19 protein-coding genes and 1 pseudogene are annotated in these 25,759 nt (G+C 64.5%); 10 read left to right on the top strand and 10 right to left on the bottom strand.

Annotated features, from left to right (window positions below):
- Positions 1-16: 16 nt before the first annotated feature.
- The 3 genes and pseudogenes from IEX78_RS07105 to IEX78_RS24145 form a co-directional block, all read left to right on the top strand.
- Complete coding sequence (locus IEX78_RS07105; protein ID WP_188827951.1) at positions 17-1,351, top strand: sensor histidine kinase; 1,335 nt, start codon at positions 17-19, stop codon at positions 1,349-1,351.
- A complete protein-coding gene (locus IEX78_RS07100; RefSeq protein WP_188827950.1) occupies positions 1,348-2,031 on the top strand; it encodes a response regulator in 684 nt (227 codons plus the stop codon). Before IEX78_RS07105 ends, IEX78_RS07100 begins: the two co-directional genes overlap by 4 nt.
- 48 nt (positions 2,032-2,079) lie before the next feature.
- Positions 2,080-2,916, top strand: a pseudogene (locus tag IEX78_RS24145) (serine/threonine-protein kinase); the annotation flags it as partial.
- 3,627 nt (positions 2,917-6,543) lie between these two features.
- On the opposite strand, the gene IEX78_RS07090 reads toward IEX78_RS24145, so the two are convergent.
- From IEX78_RS07090 to IEX78_RS07080, 3 genes are read right to left on the bottom strand one after another with little or no spacing between them, the layout of a single operon-like run.
- Positions 6,544-7,047, bottom strand: coding sequence for an NADPH-dependent FMN reductase (locus tag IEX78_RS07090; RefSeq protein ID WP_188827948.1), 504 nt, complete (start codon positions 7,045-7,047; stop codon positions 6,544-6,546).
- A gap of 8 nt (positions 7,048-7,055) precedes the next feature.
- Positions 7,056-7,724 carry a hypothetical protein gene (locus IEX78_RS07085; protein WP_188827947.1) on the bottom strand — a complete coding sequence of 223 codons (669 nt, stop codon included), beginning with the start codon at positions 7,722-7,724 and terminating at the stop codon, positions 7,056-7,058.
- 9 nt (positions 7,725-7,733) lie between these two features.
- The gene (locus IEX78_RS07080; RefSeq protein WP_188827946.1) at positions 7,734-10,067 is read right to left on the bottom strand and encodes an FdhF/YdeP family oxidoreductase; all 2,334 of its coding nucleotides are present in this window, start codon (positions 10,065-10,067) and stop codon (positions 7,734-7,736) included.
- A gap of 254 nt (positions 10,068-10,321) precedes the next feature.
- On the opposite strand from IEX78_RS07080, the gene IEX78_RS24620 reads away from it, so the two are divergent.
- From IEX78_RS24620 to gatB, 7 genes are all read left to right on the top strand, one after another.
- A complete protein-coding gene (locus IEX78_RS24620) occupies positions 10,322-11,632 on the top strand; it encodes an FUSC family protein (protein ID WP_188827945.1) in 1,311 nt (436 codons plus the stop codon).
- An 11-nt stretch (positions 11,633-11,643) separates the two neighbouring features.
- On the top strand, positions 11,644-12,573 hold the full coding sequence (locus IEX78_RS07070; protein WP_188827944.1) for a LysR family transcriptional regulator: 930 nt from the start codon (positions 11,644-11,646) through the stop codon (positions 12,571-12,573).
- Positions 12,574-12,671: 98 nt separating this feature from the next.
- Positions 12,672-13,304, top strand: coding sequence for a DUF1345 domain-containing protein (locus IEX78_RS07065; RefSeq protein ID WP_188827943.1), 633 nt, complete (start codon positions 12,672-12,674; stop codon positions 13,302-13,304).
- 20 nt (positions 13,305-13,324) lie between these two features.
- Positions 13,325-14,164: a formate dehydrogenase accessory sulfurtransferase FdhD gene (gene fdhD / locus IEX78_RS07060; protein WP_188827942.1), complete on the top strand. Its 840-nt coding sequence runs from the start codon at positions 13,325-13,327 to the stop codon at positions 14,162-14,164.
- 68 nt (positions 14,165-14,232) lie between these two features.
- Entirely contained in the window at positions 14,233-15,123 is an 891-nt protein-coding gene (locus IEX78_RS07055; protein WP_229683753.1) for a hypothetical protein, read from the top strand.
- Between the two features lie 28 nt (positions 15,124-15,151).
- The gene (locus IEX78_RS07050; RefSeq protein ID WP_188827941.1) at positions 15,152-16,186 is read left to right on the top strand and encodes an ATP-dependent 6-phosphofructokinase; all 1,035 of its coding nucleotides are present in this window, start codon (positions 15,152-15,154) and stop codon (positions 16,184-16,186) included.
- A gap of 44 nt (positions 16,187-16,230) precedes the next feature.
- A complete protein-coding gene (gene gatB, locus IEX78_RS07045) occupies positions 16,231-17,736 on the top strand; it encodes an Asp-tRNA(Asn)/Glu-tRNA(Gln) amidotransferase subunit GatB (protein WP_188827940.1) in 1,506 nt (501 codons plus the stop codon).
- A gap of 74 nt (positions 17,737-17,810) precedes the next feature.
- Here gatB and IEX78_RS07040 read toward each other — a convergent pair whose 3' ends face one another.
- From IEX78_RS07040 to IEX78_RS07010, 7 genes are all read right to left on the bottom strand, one after another.
- Positions 17,811-19,298, bottom strand: a complete 1,488-nt coding sequence (locus IEX78_RS07040; protein ID WP_188827939.1) for a type I restriction-modification system subunit M — start codon at positions 19,296-19,298, stop codon at positions 17,811-17,813.
- Between the two features lie 62 nt (positions 19,299-19,360).
- Entirely contained in the window at positions 19,361-22,027 is a 2,667-nt protein-coding gene (alaS, locus tag IEX78_RS07035; RefSeq protein WP_188827938.1) for an alanine--tRNA ligase, read from the bottom strand.
- A gap of 81 nt (positions 22,028-22,108) precedes the next feature.
- Positions 22,109-22,768 carry an HAD family hydrolase gene (locus IEX78_RS07030; RefSeq protein ID WP_188827937.1) on the bottom strand — a complete coding sequence of 220 codons (660 nt, stop codon included), beginning with the start codon at positions 22,766-22,768 and terminating at the stop codon, positions 22,109-22,111.
- Positions 22,769-22,770: 2 nt separating this feature from the next.
- Positions 22,771-23,310, bottom strand: a complete 540-nt coding sequence (locus IEX78_RS07025; RefSeq protein ID WP_188827936.1) for an orotate phosphoribosyltransferase — start codon at positions 23,308-23,310, stop codon at positions 22,771-22,773.
- Entirely contained in the window at positions 23,307-23,861 is a 555-nt protein-coding gene (locus IEX78_RS07020; RefSeq protein ID WP_188827935.1) for an SLOG cluster 4 domain-containing protein, read from the bottom strand. The genes IEX78_RS07025 and IEX78_RS07020 overlap by 4 nt, the downstream gene beginning before the upstream one ends.
- A complete protein-coding gene (locus IEX78_RS07015; RefSeq protein WP_188827934.1) occupies positions 23,858-24,718 on the bottom strand; it encodes a nucleotidyltransferase domain-containing protein in 861 nt (286 codons plus the stop codon). The genes IEX78_RS07020 and IEX78_RS07015 overlap by 4 nt, the downstream gene beginning before the upstream one ends.
- Positions 24,715-25,479 carry an aspartyl/asparaginyl beta-hydroxylase domain-containing protein gene (locus tag IEX78_RS07010; protein WP_188827933.1) on the bottom strand — a complete coding sequence of 255 codons (765 nt, stop codon included), beginning with the start codon at positions 25,477-25,479 and terminating at the stop codon, positions 24,715-24,717. Before IEX78_RS07010 ends, IEX78_RS07015 begins: the two co-directional genes overlap by 4 nt.
- Positions 25,480-25,759 lie beyond the last annotated feature (280 nt).

The following is a 25,759-nucleotide window of genomic DNA, read 5'->3' as shown; positions in this document are numbered from 1 at the left end:
CCGCTAGCCTTGAGTGATGGAGGTGGACGCCAGCGGTGCCGTTGAGCAGATCACGGCTGCCCCGCGTCCGCATGGGCTACTTGAGCGGCTGCGGGCCGCGTGTCGCAAGCCCCTCGCGTCGGCACAACGGCGCATCGAGGCGCTGCCGTTCGACTATCCGCCTGGCGTAATCGTCGCGATCGACATCCTGTTGTTCACGATCACCCTCGCCGCGGTGATTCAGCGGAGTTCCTACTTCCCGACGGTCTTGCCGCTGCTCGCGATGCTTACCGCGTTCTTGCCCATCCCGCTTTTCGCGTTCTTCGGTGTGCACCCGCATCTCTTCCTGCTCAAGGCGTGCGGAATGGTGTCTACCGCGCTGTTTTTGTTGCAGCCGGTCACCGTCGACTTCGCGCCGTTCGTGCTGATCATCGTTGTCGGCGAGGTTGCCGCGATTTCGTCGCTGCTGCATGGTTTCGCGTTCGCGCTGCTTGCTATCGCCGAGCTCGTCGCGTTCGACGTGGCTGGCAAAATCGGCTGGCCGGCTGTCGGCGCGCGGCTTGATGGCCTGCCGATGTACGTCATGGGCGTGCTGCTCGGCCTGGCAATGGGCGTCATGTTGCAATACCAGCGGCGTTTCCTGTATCAAGAGCGCGAAAACAACGCCATTCGCGCCGCGCACGTCGCCGACGAGGAACGCCGCCGTATCGCGCGCGAAGTACACGACGTCATCGCGCACTCGCTGTCGATCACCTTGCTGCACCTCACCGCCGCGCGTCGCGCGCTGCAAACCGACGACGATGTCACCGAAGCTGTCGACGCGCTCGTCGACGCTGAACGGCTCGGTCGCCAAGCTATGGCCGACATCCGTCGCACGGTCGGGATGCTGGAAACCGGGGCGGCGGCCAGTGCGGTGCGGCCCGAACCGAGCGCCGCTGAACTCGACGATCTGGTCGCCGACTTCCGCCGCGCCGGACTGCGTATCGACTATCGACGTGAAGGGGATTTGACGCTCGTCGACGGTGCGGTCGGGCACGCGCTCTATCGCATCGGGCAGGAATCGCTGGCCAATGTCGCCAAACACGCGCCGGGTGCGGACGCGGCCGTTGTCCTTGTCGTCAGCGTCGATGTCGCGACAATGACGGTCACGAATTCCGTCGCCGAACCGCACCCGAACTCGCGAAAGGGAACGGGGATGGGCTTGCGCGGGATGCGTAAACGCACTGAATTGCTTGGCGGGGTCATTCACACCGGCATGGCCGACGACGGGTGGACCGTGCGGGCGTCATTCCCGCTCACGGCGGCCGCGTCGTCGTGTTTGCCGCAGTTTTTGCTGGGGTTCGTGCGTTCTAGCGAGGAGGAAAAACGATGACCGCCGCCATCGACGCCGTTGTTTCGGTGCTCGTCGTCGACGATCAGGAACTCGTGCGTGGGGGACTGCGTCGGATTCTGCGGCGCCGCGACGGGTTCATCGTGAACGAATGCGGTGATGGGGACGAGGTGGTCGCCGCGGTGTCGGCCGATCCGCCCGATGTTGTGCTCATGGATCTGCGCATGAAACGCGTCGGCGGGATTGATGCAACGAAGCTGTTGCGCGCGCGTGCCGCGACGCCGCCCGTCCTCGTGCTCACTACCTTCGACGACGACCAGCTGCTCTCGGGTGCGTTGCGAGCGGGCGCGGCCGGATTCCTGTTGAAAGACTCGCCCGCCGAAGACCTGATTCGCGCGGTTCGGGTGGTTGCTGGCGGCGGCGCGTGGCTCGATCCGGCGGTCACTGGGCGAGTGCTGAACGCTTACCGCAGCGTCCGCGCGCCCGGAAATCGGCACGATCGGCGGCTTGGCGACCTCACCGCGCGCGAGTCCGAAGTGCTCGCGTTGATAGGGAAAGGGCGGGTCAACAGCGAGATCGCGACCGAACTTGGCATTTCCGAAGTAACGGTGAAAAGCCACGTCGGGCACATATTCGGCAAGTTGGACCTGCGTGATCGCGCAGCGGCGATCGTCTTCGCGTTTGACCACGGCATAGTTAGCCCCGGAGAATCTGTTACCTAACGAGCGCGCTCTCTCGACGGGTGCGCGAAAGCTGGGAGGCAGACGCCGGTGGAAGCACCTGGGTCACGGACGGGCAGTAGGTTCGGCCCGTACGAGTTGCGCTCGCTGCTGGGCAAAGGCGGCATGGGCGAGGTCTACGAGGCGCTCGATACCGGCAAAGATCGCGTAGTTGCCCTGAAGTTGCTCGCGCCTGAACTCGCGCAAGACCCCGCCTACCAAGTGCGCTTCCGTCGCGAATCCCAGGCCGCCGCGAAACTCGCCGAACCGCACATCATCCCCATCCACGACTGGGGCGTGATCGACGGCGTTCTTTTCATCGACATGCGCCTCGTGCCCGGCACGGATCTGCGCGCGGTGCTCGCTTCCGGCGGACCGTTGAGTCCGGCGCGGACCGTCGCGGTAATCGAACAGGTCGCCGCCGCATTGGACGCCGCGCACGCCGATGGACTGGTGCACCGCGATGTGAAACCGGCCAACATCTTGCTTACGCCCGCCGACTTCGCGTACTTGGCCGACTTCGGCATCGCGCGCAGTGAGGGCGACACCGCCATCACCCAGACGGGTGTGGCGATGGGGTCGTACAGCTATATGGCCCCGGAACGTTTTGACGTCGGCCCGGTCACGCACCGCGCGGACATTTACTCGCTAGCCTGCGTTTTGCACGAATTACTCACTGGCGCAGCACCTTTCGCTGCGAACAGCATGAGCGTGTTGATTCGCGCGCATTTGTCGACGCCCCCGCCGCGCCCGAGCGCCGTGGGTGTGCCCGCGTCCTTTGATGCGGTGGTTGCGCGAGGCATGGCGAAGGACCCGGCGGACCGTTTCGCATCGGCAGGTGCGTTGGCGTCGGCGGCGCGCGAGGCGTTGAGGGGTGCGTCGGCCGACGGTGTCGGCGGGCTGTCCGCTCCTGCTCGCAGTGCGAATTACCGTGGTGGCGGCGATAATTCGGCTGTGCGGCAGGAGGGTGCGGCGTCCAGTCGCGTGCCCGAAGTCGTGCCGGGCGCTAGTGATGTTGACCAAGTGACGAATGAGGCAGCGCGAGCGTCGGCTGCGCGCAATCAGTGGGGGAATGACCGTGGTGCGAATGATGGTGGTGGCGTGAGTAATTCAGGTGAACGTGGACGCAATGGTGGGCCGTTGAGTCCCGCCGAAGAATTGGCCGCGCGCAACCGGGCGGCCGCTGAGGCAGCGCGTGCCGCTGGTGCGCCCGGCTCCGCTGAGGAACTCGCCGCGCGCAACAGGGCCGCTGCTGAAGCGCCAGGACGTGCGACGCCCGTTGGCAAGCGCGCGCCCGAGGCGGAAGCGCCGACGCCGACCGGCGAGTTCCGCGTCGTTGGCGCGGTCACCGCGACCGGTGGGGTGGAAACATCGCGCTCGGTTAGTCAGCCCACTGGCGCGCAGCCCACGCTGATAATCCGCCCGCCCGCCGGGGCAACCGGCTCGGTCGACTCGACCGGCGTGCACATGATCCCCGTCGACGGTTCCGGCGAAGTGGCGGTCCCGGCCGTCATCCAGCCGACCGGCCCAACCGAGGTGCGCGCGGCGGACTTCGAATTCACCCCGCTGCCCCCGGCCGACGCGCCACTGGTCCCCGAACCGGCACCCGCGTACACCCCGGACCAGGGCTTACCGCCCATCCGCCCCTTCCCGGACGCGCACCTGTACGACAACGCGCCAGGCGCACCGGTAGGCCCCCCAACGGGCGCCTTGCCCGCGCCCGCCTTCGCTGCGGACGTGGCCCGCGCGGCACAGGTTGGCCCCCCGACGGGCTCGTACCCGGTGCCCGCGTTCGACGGTTCGCCGGGCAGCTTGCCCGCACCGGCTTTCGCTGCCGATGTAGCGCGTGCGGCGCAGGGCGGCCCGTCGACCGGTTCGTTCCCGACGCCCGCGTTCGCCGGTGGTGTGGGCGACAACGCCGCAGGCGCGTTCCCCGGTAGTGACTCGGCGCAGGGTCGGCCCGCTGGCGCATCGACCGGGCCTTACCCTGCAGCGGGAGGTTCGGCGCGCGGGGAGGATCCTCGCGGAACGCAGGGGGTTGGCCGGTCGACCGGCGCGCACCCGATGCCCGGCTTCGGTGGCGAGCCGACTGGCCCGCAGAGTGGGCCAGTCCGTAGCGCTGCCGGGCCTGCAGGCGACTTTCCCGGCGGCGCGGACCGATCCGGCTCAGCCGGGTTCGGTCCCGCCCAGTCCGCCTACGGTCCGGTTCCGCCGAGGAATGCGGGCGAGTCGGGTGACCCCGGTCGTGGTCCTGAACCCAGGCGCGGCGCATCAGCGACCCCAAATCCTGGTGTCCCACAGGGTAATTCAGGATACGACTACGTCGGGCCGCCCACCGAGCAGTACGTCGCGCCCACCGCGGGCTTCGGCGGTGACGATGACGACGACGACGACGACGATGATAACGCCCGCTTCGCCCAGGGCGGCTACGGCTCAACCCCGGACGAACGCCGCGCCGCACCGACTAAGGGCTTTTCCGGCGAACACCCCGAGGTGAACCCGTTCGGCCCGTACGCGGCTGAGGGTGTCGACCGCCGCGCCGACGTTCCAGCCCCGTACTCAGGCGAACACCCGTTGGCGTCAGGTGCCGCGTTCAGCCGCGGTCAGTCCGGCGACACGTCAGACCGCGCGCCCTACGGCGACCAATCGTCTTCTGGCGCAGCGCCCTACGGCAGCGAGGACTCAGCGAGCGCGTCGAACTCTGCTCCCTATGGTGACGAGTTCCCTTCGCGCACACCAGGTTACGTTCCGCAAGGCACCGGCTCAGCAGGCGTGCGGCCGGGGCAGTCGGGTGGGGCCGACTACGCCCAAGGGGCACCGCTCAACGCGGGGAATTCGGGTGAGCAACCCTTCTCTGCCGGTGGGCTCAATCAGCGCGACCCGCGGGCCAACTCGCTGCGCGCCTCGTCGAACGACGCGGAGCGTTCCGGCTACTCGGGCGAGCAGCCCTACGCCCACCCGGCCGACAGCACTCGCGTCTACCCCAACGACCCCGTGCCCGGCGCCGACGATCCGCAGCGCTACCAGGCAACGCAGCACTACCCGACCGGGCGCGGTGGCGACGGGGGACGTGGCCCCGAGTACCTTCCGCAGACGAACCCGGACGGCCCGGCGACCCAGTACCTCCCGCCAGCTGGCGCGGACGAAGCCGCGCGTCGGGCCAGCGGCTGGCAGGCGCAAGGCGAAGCGGGACCCGCGACGGAGTACCTGCCGTCGGCGGGACAAGGCGACGCAGCGGGCCCAGCAACCCAGTACCTCCCGCCCGCTGGCAACGCCGATCCGACGCGTCGTGCCGCTAACTTCGCTGGCCAGGACCGCGTCGGGCATGGTTACGTAGGGCCTGCCACTGAGTACATGCAGTCGGCAGCAAACGAGGATGCTGAGGGCCCGGCTACCCAGTATCTCCCGCCGACTGGCAATGCTGATCCCACGCGTCGTCCCGCCGACTTCGCCGGGCGCGGCGGCGCAGGCCAGGGCGCTGCAAGCCCAGCCACGGAGTTCCTCCCGCCGACTGGCAATGCCGACCCCACGCGTCGTCCGGCCGACCACCCCGGGCGCGGCGGCGCAGGTCAGGGCGAAGCCGGCCCAGCCACCGAGTTCCTCCCACCCGCAGGCCAAGCCGACCCCACGCGTCGAGCCGACTTCCCCGCGCAGGGTAGGTCAAGCGACTTCCCCCTGCAAAATCCCGACCCGCAGCGTTCCGCCCCAACCCAGCACTACGGCGGCAACTATCCCGACCTGGGCGGGGCGTCCGCGCGCGGGTTCTCCGGGCAGCATTCGGTACCGCAGCAGCCTCAGCCCTACGATGACCGCGCCGCCTACGCGAACTACGGCGAACCTGAGGCCGACAACTACGGCGACCACGCCTACGGTGACCGGCGGTACGCCGAAGCGCCCTACCCCGAGCACCCGTACGGGCAGGGGCAATGGGAAAACCCCGACGGGTACTACGAGCAGCCGAAACGGTCGCTCGTGTTGCCGATTCTCGTTGGCGCGCTCGCCGTCGTTGTCGTCGCGATCCTTGCCCTGATCGGCTGGCGCATGTTCAACGGCAGCGAGAACAACACCAGCGAAACGGCCGCGACCCCGTCGCTCATCCCCGCGACAACCGCACCCCGCGCGACCACAACGGCGGCCCCGCGCACCACGACCGCCGCCCCGGTCACGCTCCCGGCAGGCGCGCAACCGTGCGAAAGCGGAAGCAGCGCAGGCGCATTGAGTCGCGTCGCGGTCGGCACCACGGTCACCAGCTGTGGTTTCGCTGAAGCGGTCCGCGCCGCCTATGCGGCGGGCGGAGTGAGCAGCGCCCCGCGTCCGGTGGTCGCGAGCAGCCCGGTCACCGGCCGTAGCTACACCATGATGTGCACCCCCGACGGCAAACTCGTCACCTGCGTAGGCGGCGAAAACGCGGTCGTTTACGTGTACTAGTCGGCCCGAACATGCGCGAAAACGCGGGACCAAAATTAATGGCCCGCAACCGAAAAAGGTTGCGGGCCATTAACACTCGCGGGAAACCTACTGCGCGGCCGACTCCACCATCACAACCGCATCCCCAAGCCGGTTGATCGTGTTGGGCTCAAACCACTCAGTCGCGATGGATACCCCATCGACAACCACATTCGCCCCGTCCTTGCGCAATTGGTCGGCCAGATGCTGATTGACCACCTCACCGGGCCCAACCGTGATGACCCCGGTCGGCTTATTCACGATCGTCGGCCCCGAAGCGGGCCCAGCAACCCACTTCACCACGCTCTCGGCCAACTCCGGAATATCAGAACCTTCGGTCGTGAACAGCAGCACCCCATCGGCCTCCAACACCGACCGACGCAATTCGTTCGCGATCAACGGCCGCCCATCGGTGGTGTCGACCTCGGCGCTGTAAGCGGGCAGCTTGTCGAGCCCTTCCAAGATCACCACGTCAATGTTGTTGCGCACAGCCACTTTCTGCGCTTCGGTAGCCAACTTCGCCGTTTTCGAATCTGCGGTCGGGTCGGCGACAAGCGCGAGCAGATAGCCCATCGTTCCTCCTACTTCGCCGCGCCAGCGAGACGCTGGGCTTCGGCTTCGAGGGTCGCGTCGTTGGCGGCACTGAGGTCGACGACACCAACACCGAGTACCCGGTCGGCGAGCGGCTTGTTGATCTCGGTGATGCGCGCGACGAAATCGTCTGCCACATCCGACTTTCCAGTCCCGTGCCCGAGCACAACGAACCCCGATGTCCCGATCTCCTCGATCAACGCGACAGCGAGATCGTCGAAGAACTTCAAAAACACCTGCGGGTAGTCGTCGTGCCCGGTGTGCCGCTCCACCGTGCGAATGTGATGAGCGACCGAATCATGGTTGCGCACATCATGTTCGGTGTCAGTGACCGTCGTCGTGTCGAGGTCAAACCGCAGCACGCGGCCCTTCTCGGCGTCGATCGCCAGGGCGAACAACGTGCCCGACCCCTTAGGTTCAGGCTTGTCGCGCAACAACTGTCGCGCGTGCTCGATATCGCCAATCGACACCCGACCGTCGTGCTGCCGGTGAAACACCTCGCGGTGGCCGTTCATTTTCACCGCGAGTCGGTCGCCGGATTCTTGTTTCACCTCGTCGGCGATGTCTTTCCACATCGAGACGAACCGCGTCCACTCCAGATCGCGCGGCGCTGGATGACCGACGATCTCGTCGTAGACCTTCTGTGCGTGCGAATTCATCCGTCTCCCTTAGTTTTTCGACGGCACAACAGTGACCTTGACGCTCTTCATCAGCGGCTGCCGACTTTCGGTGCTGTAGTCGCCAATCGCGCACAGCACGTTCATCTCCGGCATGTATCCGGCGGTGCAGCCGCGCGGCATGTTGTATTGAATGACCTTGTACTTGAGCAGCTGACGTGTCGACCCGTCACGCGCGTAGCTGGTGATGTCGACCTCGTCGAATTCCTTGAGCCCGAGATCTTTCATGTCGTGCTTGTTCATGAAGATCAGCGTGCGCAGGTTCTTGATGCCGCGATAGCGGTCGTTGTCGGTGTAGATCGTGGTGTTCCACTGATCCTGCGACCGCGTGGTGAACAGACTGAACTTGCCTTCGGGCGGCAGCGTGTCGGGCATCCTGACCGAGGAGAACTCGGCTTTACCCGACGGCGTGAGGAAGATCAGTTCGCGCGCTGGCTGGCGAATGCGGAAGCCGAGCGGCAACCGAACGCGTCGGTTGTAGTCTTCGAACCCTTCCAGCACCTTCGACATGGTGTCGCGGATGCGGTCGTAGTCCTCGACGTACCACTCCCACGGCGTCTTCGTGTTCGGCAGCGCCTGCTTGGCGATGCCAGCCAAGATCGCGGGCTCAGACTTGAGGTGACGCGACGCGGGCTTTTTCATGCCCTTCGACAAGTGGACGACGGCCATGCCGTTCTCCATCGAAATCACCTGCTGACCGCTGCGCTGATGGTCGTGCTCGGTGCGCCCGATGCAGGGCAGAATCAGCGCCTGCTTGCCGTGAATCACGTGGCTGCGGTTGAGCTTGGTCGACACGATGATGGTCATGTCGCACTTCTGGAACGCCTCGTAGGTGTACGCCGAGTCGGGCGCGGCCTGGACGAAGTTGCCGCCCATCGACATGAACACCTTGATCTTGCCCGCTTGCATCGCCTCAATCGTGCCGACGACATCGAGACCGTCCTCGTACGGCGCGTTGATCTTGCACACCTCGTTGAGCCGGTCGATCCACGCCTTCGGCGGGTGGTTGTCGATGCCGCAGGTGCGGTTGCCCTGCACGTTCGAGTGACCACGCACCGGCGAAGGACCAGCGCCCTCGCGACCGAGGTTGCCTCGGCACAGCAGCAGGTTCACGATTTCGCGGATGGTCTCGACGCCATGCTCATGCTGGGTCACGCCGAGGCACCAGCTGATGATGCTGCTCTTGGCGTCGCAGTAAATCTGGGCTGCCTTACGAATCTCGGTCTCGCTCAACCCCGACTGCTTCTGGATATCAGCCCAGGTCGTGCCCTTGACCTCGGCCATCCAGTCGTCGAAACCGACCGTGTACCGGTTGATGAATTCGTGGTTGATGACCTTGGGATTGGTGTCGCACTCTTCCAGCGTGGCCTTGGCCATGCCGCGAATGAGCGCGAAGTCACCGCCAACGCGGACCTGCAGATTCAGCGTGGAGGTTGGCGTCGTCTGGAACAGGACCATCGACGGGATGTCGTGCGGAATGATCGTGTCGCGCGCGCCCGCCTCGATGAACGGGTTGATGTGCACGATCTGCGCGCCGCGTTTGTACGCCTTGGCCAGCGCGGTGAGCATGCGCGGCGTGTTCGATGCGGCGTTGAGGCCCATGATGAACAGCGCGTCGGACTGATCCCAGTCGTCGAGGTCGCACGTGCCTTTGCCGGTGCCGAGCGACGCCTGCAAACCGCGACCGCTCGCCTCGTGGCACATGTTCGAACAGTCGGGCATGTTGTTGGTGCCGGTCTCGCGAATCATCAGTTGGTAGAGGAACGTGGCCTCATTCGCGAGTCGCCCGGACGTGTAGTACGAGGCGAGGTTCGGATCGGGCAGTTCGCGAATGGCTTTGCCCGCCATTTCGAACGCGTCCTGCCAGCTGATCGGCACGTAATGGTCGGTCTTGGCGTCATAGACCATCGGGTGGGTGAGTCGACCCTGGTTTTCCAGGTCGTAATCGCTCCACGTCGCCAACTCGCTGACCGTGTGTTCGGCGAAGAATTCCGGCGTTGTGCGGTTGTGGGTCATTTCCCACGTCGTGTGCTTGATGCCGTTCTCACACACGTCAAGAATGAGGCCGTCGCGCGCGTCGGGCCATGCACAGCCGGGGCAGTCGAAGCCGCCCTGGTACTGGTTCATCTTGAACATGCCGTATGTCCCGATGAACGGTTCATGTTCCTTGAGGATCATGAACTTGCCGACCGCGATCGCGGCACCCCACCCGGCAGCCGGGTGCTTGTACGGTTTGGCCTTCGGGACAGCTTCTCGGTCAGCCTCGGCACTGGGCCCGTTGTCGGGGTCCCATTTGGTGAACGGGGCTTCAGAGGCCTCAGTCATGACGAACTTCCCTTCGAAGCTACGAAGCGGGTGAAGTGTCTCGCCTGGAATTCTGTACCGCGTGGTGCGACCACGGACGGAGGCGCGCACACCTAACGTCAGTAGTGGCCTCATTCTCCGTCTTGCCTTCGCTACATGCCAGGACCAACTTCCGCACAGCCGATAGGCCGGAGTTATTACCGCAGGTCCGACGTGGAAAAATGGCGTTCACAACAATGTGGGCAGCTTGCGCGCGCCCGCGCGAATACGCCACCATGGCTACTACCACGCAACCGATTTGGCCCCCCGGGACGATCGACAAGCAGACCGACCCTTCGGAGGACCTCTTGCGCACCCTTGTCGCTCAGGCGCGCCCGCCCATCCGCGCGCTCATCACCGAGGTCGACCACCTGCCTGCCGCGCGCGTGTTCGCCGGACTGGCGATCCCTGGCTTAGTGCTCATCGCCCTCGGCCGCACCGACCTGCTGATCTTCGCCGTTTTCGGGTCGTTCACCGGCATGTATGGGTTCGCCGAATCGGTGCGACAGCGGTTCACCCATCAGGTCGAAGCCGCGATTCTGCTTGTTGTCGCGAGTGCGGGCGGCCTGCTTTTCGGACTTAGCCGGGTACCGCCGCTGGTACTCGTGTGCGCGGTCGCGGCGTTCGCCGCCGTCACGTCGCCGATCACCGACCGGCTCGGATTACGGCCGGAAGGCCCGTTTTTCGGGATTTTCGCCTTCGGCGCGATCGCGATGGTTGCCCCGCATCAACGCGACCCCGGCCTCGCGCTCGCCGTCTGCGCGGGCACGGCCGCACTGTGTGTGCTGGTCGGCTGGATCGAATCGACCCGCCGCGCGCGACGGCACGGAACGCCCGAGGTGTTCCCGATCCGCCCGCATCGCACCGGCGCGGTTTCGCTCGTGCAAGCTGGTCGCTACACGCTGGCTATCGCCCTCGCTGGCGGCGTCGGGCTGATGTTGGGCATGGGCCACGCGAACTGGGCGATGGCAGGCGCGGCCGTTCCGCTCGCCGCCGCCGACTCGCGCGGACGCATCAAACGCGGCGCGCATCGCGTGATCGGCACGTTCGTCGGCCTCGCTGTCACCGCGCCGCTGCTGATCCCCGGGTGGAATCCGGCAGTGCTCGGATTGATCATCATCGCGCTGCTCTATCCGACCGAATTGTTCATGGCACGCCACTACGCCGTCGCGATCGGTTTCTTCACGCCGTTGATCATGTCGATGACCGAATTGGCCGATCCGAGCGATCCGTTGATCATGCTGCGCGAACGCGCGATCGACACCGTGATCGGCGTCGCGATCGGTATCGCCGTCGCGCTGGCGATCCGCGAACCTGCCTCAGCGAGGGCCGTGGCTTCGGCGGCGAGCCCATGCGTTGACGTGCATACTGGCGACATGGCATCAGATGACGACTGGTACTACTGCATCAAGCACGGCACCGCTGAGCAGGGCAAAAACTGCTGGTTCGGCGACCGAATGGGCCCGTACCCGGACAAGGCAACCGCTGAGCGCGCACTCGAAATCGCGAAGGCACGCAATAAAGCCGCCGACGACGAGGACGACTGACCAAGCGGCACATGCTTTTTCGCCAGCTTGAATACTTCGTCGCGTTAGCGCGCGAACGACACTTCGCCAAGGCAGCGCGGGCTTGCTACGTTTCGCAGCCCGCGCTGTCGGAGGCGATTCGCAAACTCGAAGCCGACCTCGGGGTGCCGCTGGTTCGCCGAGGTCGCCAATTCGACGGACTCACCCCCGAAGGCGACCGCCTCGTCCTCTGGGCGCGTCGCATCCTCGCCGACCGTGACGCACTCGAACAAGAAGTCACCGCGCTGCGCACGGGCCTCACCGGCGAGCTGCGCATCGGTGTCATCCCGGCGGCGTCGACCACGCTCGCGCTGCTCACCGACCCGTTTTGTACCGAGCACCCGCTCGTTCGGATCGCGGTGGAGACCGGGTTGCGATCGGCGTCGATTGTCGATCGAATTCGGCGCTTCGAACTCGACGCCGGTCTCGTTTACGCCGACGGCATCGACACCGAAGGCTGCACCGTCACCCCGCTGTATGAAGAACGGCACGTACTCGTCGCCGGTACCGAACTTCTCGCTGGCCACACCGGCCCGCTGACCTGGGCCGATGCGCTCGCGCTGCCGATGTGTCTGCTCAATCGGGGCATGCGCGGCCGACAGCTCATCGACCAAGCGCTGGCAACGCGCGGACTGGTCGCGACACCGCAGGTCGAAAGCGACTCGGTTGTCACGTTGCTCGCGCATGCGTCGACGGGTCGGTGGGCGTGCATCGTGCCACAAACCTGGCTGCACACCGTGCGCCGACCCGAGGGCGTGCGTGCCCTTCCGCTCGACGATCCGCCGGTCATCGCGCACATCGCGCTCGTCACCGCGGCGACGGAACCGGGCTCGGTGCTGTCGCGCGCGTTGGTCGCGACCGCGCGCGCGACGCCCATCGCCGAAGTCCTGAACGCGAGCGCGCCCGATCCGGGCGCGTGGTGAGCGTCGCTTGCCGCGCTGACTGAGTTGCCGAGCCGCGCGCCGCGCGCGTGAGCAACGATCGGGCAAGCGCGCGGCGAAGTTGGGTACTGTCAGCGGTCATGGGCAGAAACTGGCTCCTGTCAGCGGTCGTGCGGCTCGTTATCGCGGTGCTCATCGGTGCCATCGGTGGCACCTTGGTCGGCTTCGCGATGGGCCTGCCCATTGGGTTGATGGCCGGAATCGCCATCTCCGCAACAGTTTTCGTCGTGATGGGCTGGATCGTGATGTGGCCGATGAACGCGGCTGCCACCCGCGACAACGCGCGACGCGAGAATTTCCAGCCGTTCATCGAAGAGGTTTCGGTGGTCGCCGCCGCGTCAGCCGGGCTCATCGGCGTCGTGACGATCCTTGTCCTCGGCCATTCCAGTTCGGTCCATGTGGGTGCCGCGCTCGCGCTTGGCGGTGTCGCGATGGCGTGGGCGGCCGTGCACCTGATGTACGCGGCCCGCTACGCCTACGCCTACTACCAGGCGCCGACCGGCGGCATCGACTTCAACAATGCCGAAGATCCGCCCGCCTACCGCGACTTCCTCTACTTCTCCTACAACCTCGGCATGACGTATCAAGTGTCGGATACCTCGGTGTCGAGCCCAGCGATCCGGTCAATCGTCCTACGACATTGTTTGCTGTCCTATGCTTTTGGTACCGGCATCCTCGCGACCACGATCAACCTCGTGGTTGGCGCGGCCTGAGAACTGAAACGGCCACATCGATGAGCAGAGTTACCGCACGGCGCAAAACCATCCGGCTCTCGCCAAGCGGGCGTGTCAAACGTCCCGACACGCTCGTCGTTGAAGAGCCGTTGCAAATTCGGCTCGATGGCGAATCGCTCGTCATCACCATGCGCACGCCAGGCAGCGACATCGACCTGGTGCATGGCTTCCTCTTCAGCGAAGACATCATCACCTCCGCCGACGACCTTGTCGCCGCGCGATACTGCGCGGGCACCGACGACGAGGGGCGCAACACCTACAACGTCCTCGACGTGACGTTGCGTGAAAAGCGCCAAGCCGCCGCGCCGGCGCGCAACTTCCTCACCACCGGCGCGTGCGGGCTCTGCGGCAAAACCGCGCTCGACGACGTGCGCACGCACACCCATTTCCCCATCGCCCACGACACCCCGATGATCGACCCGGACGTCCTCGCGAAACTCCCCGACATCCTGCGTCGCGAACAGAAGGTCTTCGACGCGACGGGCGGCCTGCACGCGGCTGGGCTGTTCACCGCAGACGGCACGCTGTTGGTGATGCGTGAGGACATCGGCCGCCACAACGCCGTCGACAAGGTGATCGGCTGGGCGTTGCGGGAGAAGCGACTGCCCGCCGACAACCTCGTGCTCGTGGTGAGCAGCCGCGCTTCGTTCGAACTCGCGCAGAAAGCGGTGATGGCCGGAATTCCCGTGCTGGCTGCCGTCAGCGCGCCGAGTTCACTTGCCGTTGACCTGGCGCAAGAGTCGGAGTTAACCCTGGTCGGCTTCCTGCGCGGCGACACGATGAACATCTACAGTGGCGAGCATCGCGTGCGCGGAGCAAGTGACCCAACTGGGAAATAAGTGTTACGCCCAGTACGGTGACAGTCACCGCGAAACCGGGGGACTTCCGAACAAAGATGCGTCACACCATGTTTATTGCTCGACACCGCAGGGTAATCACCCTGCTCGCCACGGCAGCTACGGCATTCACGCTGGTCTCCGGCTGTGCGAAACCCCCGCGTGAAGCAACGCCAACGCCGACCGTCACCGTCCCGACTATCGCGCCCGATCCTGGCGCGGTGGTCGGTCCCGGCGTTTCGATCGCGCTACCGGGCAGCCTCGCCGCCGACTTCGCCGCCGCGCGCGCGAGCTTTCGCGGGACCGCCGGGTTGACGATCATGCCCGTCGGTGGCGACAAGATGGTCACCTTTGGTGACTGGACCACCGGACCCGCGTGGTCGACGATGAAGGTGCCGCTCGCCGTCGCCGTGCTGCGGCGCGGGTCGACCTACGCGAGCGCGGCGAGCACGGCCATCACCGCCTCCGACAACGACGCCGCCGACACGCTGTGGCAGTCGCTAGGTGCTGGTGACAACGCGGCGAAGGCCGTGGAAGAGATTCTGCGCGAAGGCGGCGACCCGGTCACGACCGTGCCACCGACCCGAACCCGAAGTGACGCTTCGGCTTTCGGCCAGGCCGACTGGTCACTCGCCAACCAGGTGCGCTTCGCGGCGAACCTCCCGTGCCTGCCCGGCAACGAGCGCGTTGTTGGGTACATGGGCCAGATCACCCCTAGTCATCGCTGGGGACTTGGCGCGTTCAACAGCGCCGACTTCAAAGGTGGTTGGGGCCCAGACACTTCCGGCAAATACCTGGTCAGACAGTTTGGGCTTATCGACACGCCGAGCGGTCGCGTCGCGGTTGCCTTTGCCGCACAACCAGATTCGGGTGCCTTCAACGACGGCATGACCATGCTCGACAAGCTCGCCGCCGTGATCGGCAAGCACCTCACCGAACTCGGCGGAGGTCGCTGCCCCTGATCGCCGATTGTGCGGCAAGATGGGGCGCATGCGCATCGGAGTCTTGACCGGCGGCGGCGACTGCCCAGGCTTGAACGCGGTGATCCGCGCGGTTGTTCGCACCGCCAACGGTCGCTACGGCGACGCGATCATCGGCTTCGAAGACGGTTGGCGTGGGCTGTTAGAAGACCGCAAGATTCGGATCAACAACGACGACCGCACCGATCGGCTGCTTGCCAAGGGCGGCACGATGCTCGGCACCGCGCGCACCAATCCCGACGTGTTGCGGGCCGGGTTGGATCGGATCAAACAGACGCTCGACGACAACGGCATTGACGCGCTGATTCCGATCGGCGGCGAAGGCACGCTCACGGCCGCGTCGTGGCTCGCCGATGAGGACGTGCCGGTGGTCGGCGTGCCGAAGACCATCGACAACGACATCGATTGCACCGACGTCACGTTCGGCCACGACACGGCGTTGTCGATCGCCACCGAAGCGATCGACCGCCTGCACACCACCGCCGAATCGCATCAGCGCGTGATGCTGATCGAGGTTATGGGCCGACACGCCGGGTGGATCGCGTTGAACGCGGGCATCGCCGCTGGCGCGCATTTGATTCTCGTTCCCGAAGTGCCGTTCGAGATCGACGAGATCTGCGCGTTGATCAAAAAGCGGTTCCAACGTGGGGATAAGCACTGCATCGTCGTTGTTGCCGAAGGCTCGCACCCGGCTGCTGATTCCGGGTTCACGCTGCGCGAAGGCGGCATCGACGAATTCGGGCACGAGCGGTTCACCGGCGTCGCCCAGCAGTTGGGTGCTGAAATCGAGCGAAGGATCGGCAAAGAGGTCCGCACGACCGTGCTCGGCCACGTCCAGCGCGGCGGCAGCCCAACCCCGTACGACCGCATTCTCGCGACCCGCTTTGGCGTGCATGCTGCCGAAGCCGTGCACGCGGGCAAGTTCGGGATGATGGTCGCGTTGCATGGCACCGAGATCACGCTCGTGCCGCTCGCCGAGGCGACACGTCAGCTCAAAACCGTCCCACTTGAGCGGCTGCGCGAGGCTGAGGCGTTCTTCGGCTGACCACCGCTCAACCGTGTCGGTGGGCTTACCTAGACTGTGATGTTATGAGCGCACCCACCGCCGAGTTGATGGATTACGCCGACGTTCTCTCCCGCTACGAGCCGGTGCTCGGCATGGAGGTCCACGTCGAGTTGTCCACGGCGACCAAGATGTTTTGCGGTTGCCCCACCGAGTTTGGCGCCGAGCCGAATACCCAGGTGTGCCCGGTGTGCCTCGGCCTGCCCGGTTCGCTGCCGGTGGTCAACACCAAGGCCATCGAGTCGGCCATTCGCATCGGTCTCGCGTTGAACTGTTCGATCACGCCGTGGGGTCGGTTCGCGCGCAAGAACTACTTTTACCCCGATCAGCCGAAGAACTACCAGATCAGCCAGTACGACGAGCCCATCGCGACCGAGGGCTACCTCGACGTCACGCTCGACGACGGTTCGATCTTCCGCGTCGACATCGAGCGCGCGCACATGGAAGAAGACACCGGCAAGTCGCTGCACGTCGGTGGTGCGACGGGCCGTATCCACGGAGCAAGCCACTCGCTGCTCGACTTCAACCGCGCTGGTGTTCCGCTCATCGAGATCGTCACCAAGCCCATCACCGGGGCGGGGGAGCGTGCGCCCGAGGTGGCGCGCGCGTACGTCACCGCGTTGCGTGAGGTGCTGCGTTCGCTGAACGTCTCGGACGTGAAGATGGAACAGGGTTCGCTGCGTTGCGACGCCAACGTGTCGCTGATGCCCATTGGCGCAAAGGAATTCGGCACGCGCACCGAAACCAAGAACGTCAACTCGCTGCGCAGCGTTGAGGTTGCTGTGCGGTATGAGATGCGTCGTCAGGCCGCGGTGTTGACCGCGGGCGGCGAGATCATCCAGGAGACGCGCCACTTCCAGGAAGGCGACGGCACTACGTCGGCTGGTCGCCGCAAGGAAACCGCCGAGGACTACCGCTACTTCCCCGAACCCGACCTCGCGCCCGTCGCCCCCGACGCCGCCTGGGTCGATGAACTGCGCGCGACCATCCCCGAGTACCCGTGGTTGGTGCGCGCGCGGATCCAGGCCGAGTGGAACCTGTCGGACGAGGTCATGCGAGACCTGGTCAACGCGGGCGCACTCGACCTCATCATCGCGACGGTCGAGGCGGGCGCCCCGGCGAACGAGGCGCGTTCGTGGTGGGTTGCGTATTTGACCGAAAAGGCGAAGGAGCGCGAGGTCGCGCTGGCCGACCTGCCGATCACGCCAGCTCAGGTGGCCGAGGTCATCGGTTTGGTTGAGGCGAAGACGGTCAACAACAAGGTCGCCAAGCAGGTCGTCGACTTCGTGCTGTCAGGCGAGGGAGCCCCGGCCGAGATCGTCGAGTCGAAGGGCCTCGGCATGGTCAGCGACGACTCCGCTTTGCAGGTTGAGGTCGAGAAGGCGTTGGCCGCTAACCCGGATATCGCCGAGAAGATCCGCAGCGGAAAGGTTGCCGCCGCGGGCAAGATCGTCGGCGACGTGATGAAGGCGACGCGGGGCCAGGCGGATGCGGCCAAGGTCCGCGAACTGGTCCTCGCCGCTTGCGCGTGAAATTTGGTTAGGGAGTTGGAGTTGGCCCCGGCAACGGTTGTAGTCGGGGCCTATCCGCTTCTGAGCCGAGACGGCTAATCAATATCGGCGGGCTCGGAAACGCCTGCCTGCTCCAGCGCCGCTGCTACAGCCTCGAATTCGACGAGCGCTGCTGTGAGATCTTCGACGATTTCCCGCGCGATGATCTCGGGCGCTGGCAGGTTGTCAGTGTCTTCGAGTGAGTCGTCGCGGAGCCACGTGATGTCGAGGTTGGTCTTGTCTCGTGCCATCAACTCGTCGTAAGTGAACGATGCCCACCGTTCAGATTTGAAGGTCTCGCGGTCGGAGCGATACGCGGCGACGAACTCGTCCAGGTGCGCACGCCGAAGCGGGTTCTGCTTCAACGTGAAGTGCTGATTGGTTCGCAGGTCGTAAACCCAGAGACGCTTGGTCCAATTGTGTTCGGCCGCAGGCTTTTTGTTGAAGAACAGCACGTTGGCCTTGACGCCGTTGGCGTAGAAGATACCGGTGGGCAGACGAAGCATGGTGTGGAAGTCGAAGTTGTTGAGAAGGTTCTTCCGCAGCGTCTCGCCCGCTCCGCCCTCGAAGAGCACGTTGTCCGGAAGTACAACGGCCGCACGACCATTGATGTCGAGGATGGTCATGATGTGCTGCAAGAAGTTCAATTGTTTGTTGCTTGTGGTGACAGCGAAGTCCGCTCGTGCAATTTCGCGGTCTTCCCGCTCTTCGCTTCCGTCGTCCGCAACCATCGTCAGCGAGGATTTGCGCCCGAATGGCGGATTGGACAGCACCACGCTCCATCGCCGACCTGGGTCAGCGAGAAGCGCGTCGCGCACATCGATCAGTGAATCGCCATTCGGCGTTCCGATGCCGTGCAGGAGGAGATTCATGGCGGCTAACCGCGCGGTACCGGGCACGAGTTCGACACCCGACGCGAACTCATCTTGCAGGTGACGACGCTGTGCAGGCGTGAGGTTCTCCGCACCCTTGGCCGCATGATCGTGGGCGACCAGAAGGAAGCCTCCCGTACCGCAAGCAGGGTCGACGACCGTGTCGGAAGGCTTCGGGTCGATGACATCGACGATGCCAGTGATCAGATCACGTGGAGTGAAGTACTGGCCAGCCCCCGACCCCTTGTCGGACGCGCCTTTGGATAGCAACTGTTCATAGGCGTCGCCCTTGATGTCAGTGCCGGACGCCGACCAGTTCTCCTTATCGATGAGGTCTGAGATCAGCCTTTTGAGCTTCGCGGGGTCCTGAATTCTGTTCTGGGACTTACGAAAGATGGTACCCAGGGTGCCATTCTGGCTAGCCAGGCCGGCCAGGATGTTGGTGTATTCGACTTCCAACTTGCTGCCTTTGGCATCGAGTAGCCGCTGCCAGGAAAACTCATCGGGAACGATCTGCTGGGGGTTGAGCTTCCGCACAGACCGCTCGTGGGCCATCTTGAGAAACAGTAGGTAGGTGAGCTGTTCGGTGTATTCGATGACGCCCACGCCATCATCGCGGAGAACGTTGCAATAGGACCACAGTTTGTCTACGAGGCGGCGAGAGTCAGTCACGTCGAGAAGTCTTCCACGAGGTACTGACATGCTCGTACGCCTGTTGGCCCGAACGCTGTGAGTCACTGTGTCGCGGCGCGGGCCACCATTGCCAGCACGGACTCAAGCGCTGCCGGGATAGCACGAGCGTCGCCGCCGCCACCCTGCGCGAGATCGCGCTTACCGCCGCCGCGACCCCCAAGCGCGCCGACCGCGGCCTGCACCAACTCACTTGCGGCGACGTCGAGACGTCTGGCCTGCTGATTGACCGCGGCCACCACTATTGGTCGGTCCGATCCCAGTGCCGCCAGCACCACAACGGCCGGGCTCCCTTCTAGTACGGCCTTCGTCTGGACGGCCAAATCGCGAAGCTCAGTTGTGGCCGACGGGCCCGCAACTTGTTCGGCGACAACTCTGACGCCGTTGACCGTCACCGCGTGCCCAGCAAGAACCGTCGCGAGATGAGCCCGCTGTTCCGCCCGAAGAGTGTCGAGTTCCTTTCGGGCAGTGCGAAGTTCGTCGATGATTCCGCTGACCCGATCGCTGATCTCCGCCGTAGGAACATGAAGGAGGTCAGCCACTTTGACCGCCATTGCACGTTCGCTCGCGAGAAATCGCAAAGCGTCGAGGCCGACGTGCGCTTCGAGGCGTCGCAGCCCGGAGCCGACGGACGATTCACCGATGAAAGTCAGCGCCCCCACCTGCGCGGTCCGTTCGACATGCGTGCCGCCGCACAGTTCCCGCGACCAATCGCCGCCAATCTCGACAACGCGTACGTCCTCGTCGTAGGTCTCACCGAACAGCGCGAGAGCACCGAGCTCACGTGCGTGCGGAAGCGGCATGTATTCGATGCCGACGGGAAAGTCCTGGCGCACCGCGCGATTCGCGACCTCCTCAATTTCGCTGAGTGTCTCCGAGGACAACGGCCGCTGCCATGCGAAATCAAGGCGCAGGTAACCCGGCCTATTGAGCGAACCGCTCTGGAGCGCCGTAGGGCCGAGGATTTGACGAAGCGCGGCATGAACAATGTGGGTAGCCGAGTGAGCTTGACGGGCCCCCGTGCGCCACTCTGAGTCGACGCGAGCCACGACGTTGCGCCCCTCTGCGATCTCCCCGGCAACGACGCGGACTCGATGTACCCACAGTTTGCGGTCTATCTTTTCAACATCGAGCACCTCCAATTCGACGTCGTCCGCCGTGATGCGTCCGGCGTCGCTTTCTTGTCCCCCGCCTTCGGCGTAGAGCGGGGTGCGATCCAGAACTACCTCGACAATCTCACCAGCTGACGCGGACGAGACCCGTTCGCCATCGCGGATCACGCCTTGAACGCGTGCTTGGGACTCAAGTTCGGTGTATCCGGTGAACTCCGTCGGGGCAGCCGCTAGCAATTCGCGGTACACATCGATGTCGCCTCGACCGCCTGACTTACGACGGCGAGCATCAGCTTTAGCGCGGGCGCGTTGTTCCTGCATCCGGAGCGCGAAGCCCTCCCGATCGACCGAGAGACCAGCGTCCGCAGCCATTTCCACCGTCAAGTCGATGGGGAATCCATAGGTGTCGTGGAGTTGAAAAGCCTTGTCGCCCGGCAATATCCGCGATTCTGCCGCTTTGCTGGCAGCAACATCGAATATCGCGGTGCCCGCTTTCAGTGTCTTGGCGAAAGCCCCCTCCTCGGCCTCGCCGAGGGAGTGAATACGAGCCCTGTCCTCGATCAACTCAGCGTAGGTCGAGCCCATGACGTCGATGGTTTTGGTGAAGAGCTCGCCGACGACGGGGTCGTCGGTGCCCAGTAGCCGCATCATGCGAACCGCGCGACGCAGGATGCGCCGCAAGACGTATCCGCGTCCCTCGTTGGCCGGGGTGACGCCGTCGCCTATCAGCATCGTGCTCGCGAGAATATGGTCTGCGACCACGCGCAGCGAGACGTCGGTATTCACACTCTTGCCGTATGTCGTTCCACTCAATTCGGCAGCGAGAGCGAGTATTTGCCGCGTGGTATCGATGTCGAAAATAGTCGGGACGTCTTGAAGAAGCGCGGCCATGCGTTCTACCCCGAACCCGGTGTCGATATTCCTGGCGGGGAGACCGCCGAGGATCGGGTATCCCTCCTTGGCAGGTCCCTCGCCACGTGTGTTCTGCATGAACACGAGATTCCAAATCTCAAGGTATCGCTCGTCATTGGCCGCAGGCCCGCCGTCTTGACCGAACTCGGGGCCACGGTCGTAACAGATCTCGGAGCACGGCCCGCAGGGGCCAGGCACTCCCATCGACCAGAAGTTATCCGCCATGCCCAGTCGCTGAATCCGGCTGGCCGGTACGCCGACGAGCTTTCGCCAAATGTGCTCAGCCTCGGGATCGTCTTGGTAGACGGTGACCCACAGCCGGTCCTCGGCCAGCCCGAGGCCACCATCGGTAGTTGGAGTTGTCATGAACTCCCACGCCAGCGGGATGGCCCGTTCTTTGAAGTAATCGCCGAAGGAAAAGTTTCCGAACATTTGGAAGAATGAGCCGTGCCTGCTGGTTTTGCCGACCTCCTCGATATCCACGGTCCGCACGCATTTCTGCACGCTGGTGGCTCGCGGGAAAGGCGCAGTTGCCTCGCCGAGAAAATATCGTTTGAAGGGTGCCATCCCGGCGTTGATCAGCAGCAGCGTCGGATCGTCCGCGATCAGTGGTGCGGACGGAACGACGGTGTGGTCCCTACTCTCAAAAAAGTGCAGGGCACGTTTGCTGATCTCGGCCAAGTGCATGATTGCCTTTCTGATTGGTCGCGATGGGTACGCGCGGAGTTAACAATGCTGGCAGCGGTCGAGACCCTCGGTCCAGCGGTTTTACTGCGAACCGATCAGCCTCAAGAGATGCGCCCCGACTTGATCGGCGGAAGTGAGTAACACGTCGGGGCGTTCCGCGCGAAGCGCCTCGATGTCGGCGGCATTCCAACCCGCCCCGACGGTCAGCGAGCCAGCGGCGCGGCCAGCGCGAACATCCGTTGGCCTGTCTCCGACGAACAAGCTTCTCGACGGCAAGACACCACAGCGTGCGCACGCGATCAAAATCCCATCGGGGGAGGGCTTGGCCGCGGCGTCCTCGTAGGCGACGACGACGTCAACGATCTCGGCGACTGGGGGTGGAATCAGTAGCGGCAACCGGCGCCGCGCCTGCGCGGTGACGATTCCCACGGCCGCGCCCTCTCGCGCTATCGCGACCATTCCACGCACAGTGCCATCGAAGACCTTGACCTTTCCGGACGCGAGCTTGAGCGCAGCGTCGAAGCCCGATTCGTAGACGTATCCGGGATCGCTAACGCCGAACAGCGCCAGCGCCTCCACCGGCGGTAACTCGGCTCCGGCGGTCAGGGACGGTTGGTCCACGTTGATGCCCGCGCTCTCGGATAGCGCCCGTAGGGCTTCCTGGATAGCGAGACGGGTGTCGATAATGACGCCATCCAAGTCGAAAAGCGCGAGCGGTCGGCCCCACAGATCGGTCGACATCCTCAGGCTCCTTTCGGTACGCGGTCGACGAGCATCCCGGGCCCAAGCAATGCCTTCAAAGGGATGCCTGCCGCCGAGAGGCGCTCGTTGCCTCCAACACCACGGTCGAGCACACATACAGCCCCGACCACGGTGACGTCGATGCGATGAAGGCATTCAGCCGCATGTAACACCTGCGAGCCACTCCGAACAACGTCATCAACCACGACAACCCGCGTGCCCTGAGCCGGCGCGGCCTCGATCTGGCGGCAGGTGCCGTACGCCTTACGGGTCGGACGAAAGAAGGTGGTGTGGAGTCCGGTGAGGCTCGACATCGCCACAGCGAGCGGTACCCCGCCAAGCGCCATCGCCACCAGACCCTCGACACGCGATGGCAGCTTCTGCGCGAGCGCCCGTGCGACATCACGCAAGAGGACAGGGTCTGCGGCTAGCACGTACTCGTCAAAGTACTCCCGCAACGTCTCGCCCGACGCAAGGGTGAAGTCACCCTCGTGGAATGCTGCCGCTTGGATTCTTGTGAGAAGCTCCGGCGATACCATCATGGCAGTTCCACGAAATCTGCTAGGGCACAGTCGAATTCGCGCGCATTGCGGACCTCGCGGAGGAATGCCAGCGACCTCGTAGGGGATTCAAACAGCCATCGCTCGGCCCTGAGGAATGCCCCTAGTTCCAGCGCTGTCGAACCCGCGAGCCAAATCGGCACGGCGCGGACATTGCCGGAGTACCACAGGGCAGCTGAGATCTCGTGGAGTGTGCCGACGCCGCCGCCCATGGCGACCACCAAGTCGGTGTCGTCGAGGAAGCGGTGAAGGCGGTCGCCCATTCGACGAACGCGCACTACATCGGTGACGTAGGGATTGAACTCGCCCCACTCCACATCGGTGAGCGTCACCGCGACGATCTCGCCCGTCGCGGTCGCGGCACCGCGGGCGGCAGCTTCCATCAACCCGTTGTAGCCGCCGCTCTGCAACACAAATCCCGTCGCCGCTAGCCGATTTCCAATGTGTTCTGCCAGCTCTTGTTCGTCCTCGGAGGCCGGGACGACTCCGCCGAAGAAGGTGGCCTTTTTGTCATTGTTGCCTCGTAAGTTCATGGCAGTTCCAGGTAGTAGTGGTAGGCGTCGAGCGCGTCGCCGATCTCGGCCATCGCCTCAGGTGCCGCTGCTTCCGCGATGGCGAACACCCGGCTGAGCGCATCACGCAGGGATGTGAGCGAGGGAATCCCGGGCAGTGAGATCAACGCGGTCAGGTGCCCGAGGCACGTTCTGCCGATGGGGGTGATGCCCACCTCTGACTCAAGCTGGTACCAGCCGTAGTACGCCGATCTCGGCGCGAGCGCGGTCTTGATGAGATTTTTCGCGGCTGTGTTAAGCATGCCGACTTCGGAATACGCAATGTATTTGTGGCCGCGAGTGATTCGCTTGCGAATCAGGTAGGCGAGAACCATGACCTCGATTAGTAATTCCGTGGCGGAACGTGGCCGAGCGACTGTCTCTGCGATGTACAGCTCGACGTCGGCGACGGGTTCGTAGAGCTGACTAGGTTCGCGTTCAAAAATGGTGCGGCACAGGGTCTTTGATCGGATACCTGCGATCTTGCTCGCTGGGGCGAGATAGATATCGAGTTGGTGCAGACGGCCGGACCAGCCCACTAGATACACAGAGCCTAACCCACCCATGTCGCCCACGATGGTGTCCAACCACCCGGGCAGGATGCTGGAAAGTTCGGTCGCCACCAAGGCGTCAAGAACACTCGCATACTGTACGAAATGCGAATCATCCACTCCCACAACGAAATCCACATCGGAAAGTCGGTCGGCGGTTCCCCTCGCCAACGACCCCCGAACAAGCAGGTGTGTCACGACTTCGCTCGCGGTGAACATCGCCGTCGCGCGCTCAAGCAAGCCGAACTGGTCAGGCCGGTTCGCCGCGACAATCTCGGTCAATGTCATGCCGCACCGCCCAGTCTCGTCAGTCTGTGCTCGCGCCACCGTGCTGCGGCTGCACTGTCATCGAGGCTTTCATGCAACGACGTGATCAGGTCGTAGACCTGTCCCTCCGCCAACGCGTGCACGTAGAACAGTCGCAGCAGATAGGTCTCCGCCGACCCGACGTGGCCAAGTCGCGCAAGGGACCAAGCGGTCCGCGCGTACCCGAGAACGTCGTCCTCCGTCGCGCGCGGGAGATCGACTACGTCAGCGTCGTCGATCCACTCGCCCGCCATCAGTTCGGCCAACCGGTCGTCGGCGTAGCAGTCGATCAGTAGGTGATACCGATCCGGGCCGAGCAGGTTGCACGCGCCGTGGGCGTGGGTGGGTTTCAGTCGCCAAATACGGCCTGGCTCAAGACAAATACGGCGACCGCCGGTCACGAGCACGGCTGAACGATTGGTGACGAGTGGGACGTGGAGTCGGTAGCGCTCGACAGCGTCCAATTCCTCGTAATCACGGTGCTCCCACAGGAACGAGTTGGGTCCGAGACGGGCAAGGCGAACCCACATGTACCGCAGGTCCAGTGTCGACAAGAAGTCCCGTGTCGCTGGCATGTGTCGCAGCAGTGTCGTTTCTGCCGGGTGGCAGTCGCGAATGCGAACGTCTGCCGGGTTGCCGGTGTCGTTCATGAGTGAGACCGTCGACCAGCCACCTGACTGATATTGGGCGTACTCGGTTACCCAGTCGGTCGGGCCTGGCGCCGTCAGCGCCTCGTGTCGCATCCGTTCGAGAGTGGCCGACTCAACGATCCTGACGGCCGCGATTTGGTCGAGCAATGTCGTAGATCCCTTCGTGTGCGCCAAGGTGATTCACCAGCTGCCGGGTGCGGGGTCCGCCGCTCAGTCGACTCTGGCGTGCTCCCTATCGAGTGTGGTGTGGCGATCCCCGCGGAACTATCCCGCTCGATTGCCGTGTTAATGGACACATCCGCGTAACTGGACATCTACTGGACAGGCTGCGGCGAATACTCACTGTTGGAGTCTCATTCGCTGGACATAAGGT

It is taken from the genome of Nocardia camponoti, from assembly GCF_014646135.1.
In the GTDB taxonomy this organism is placed as follows: domain Bacteria; phylum Actinomycetota; class Actinomycetes; order Mycobacteriales; family Mycobacteriaceae; genus Nocardia; species Nocardia camponoti.
This window is presented reverse-complemented; position numbering and strand designations above follow the sequence as displayed.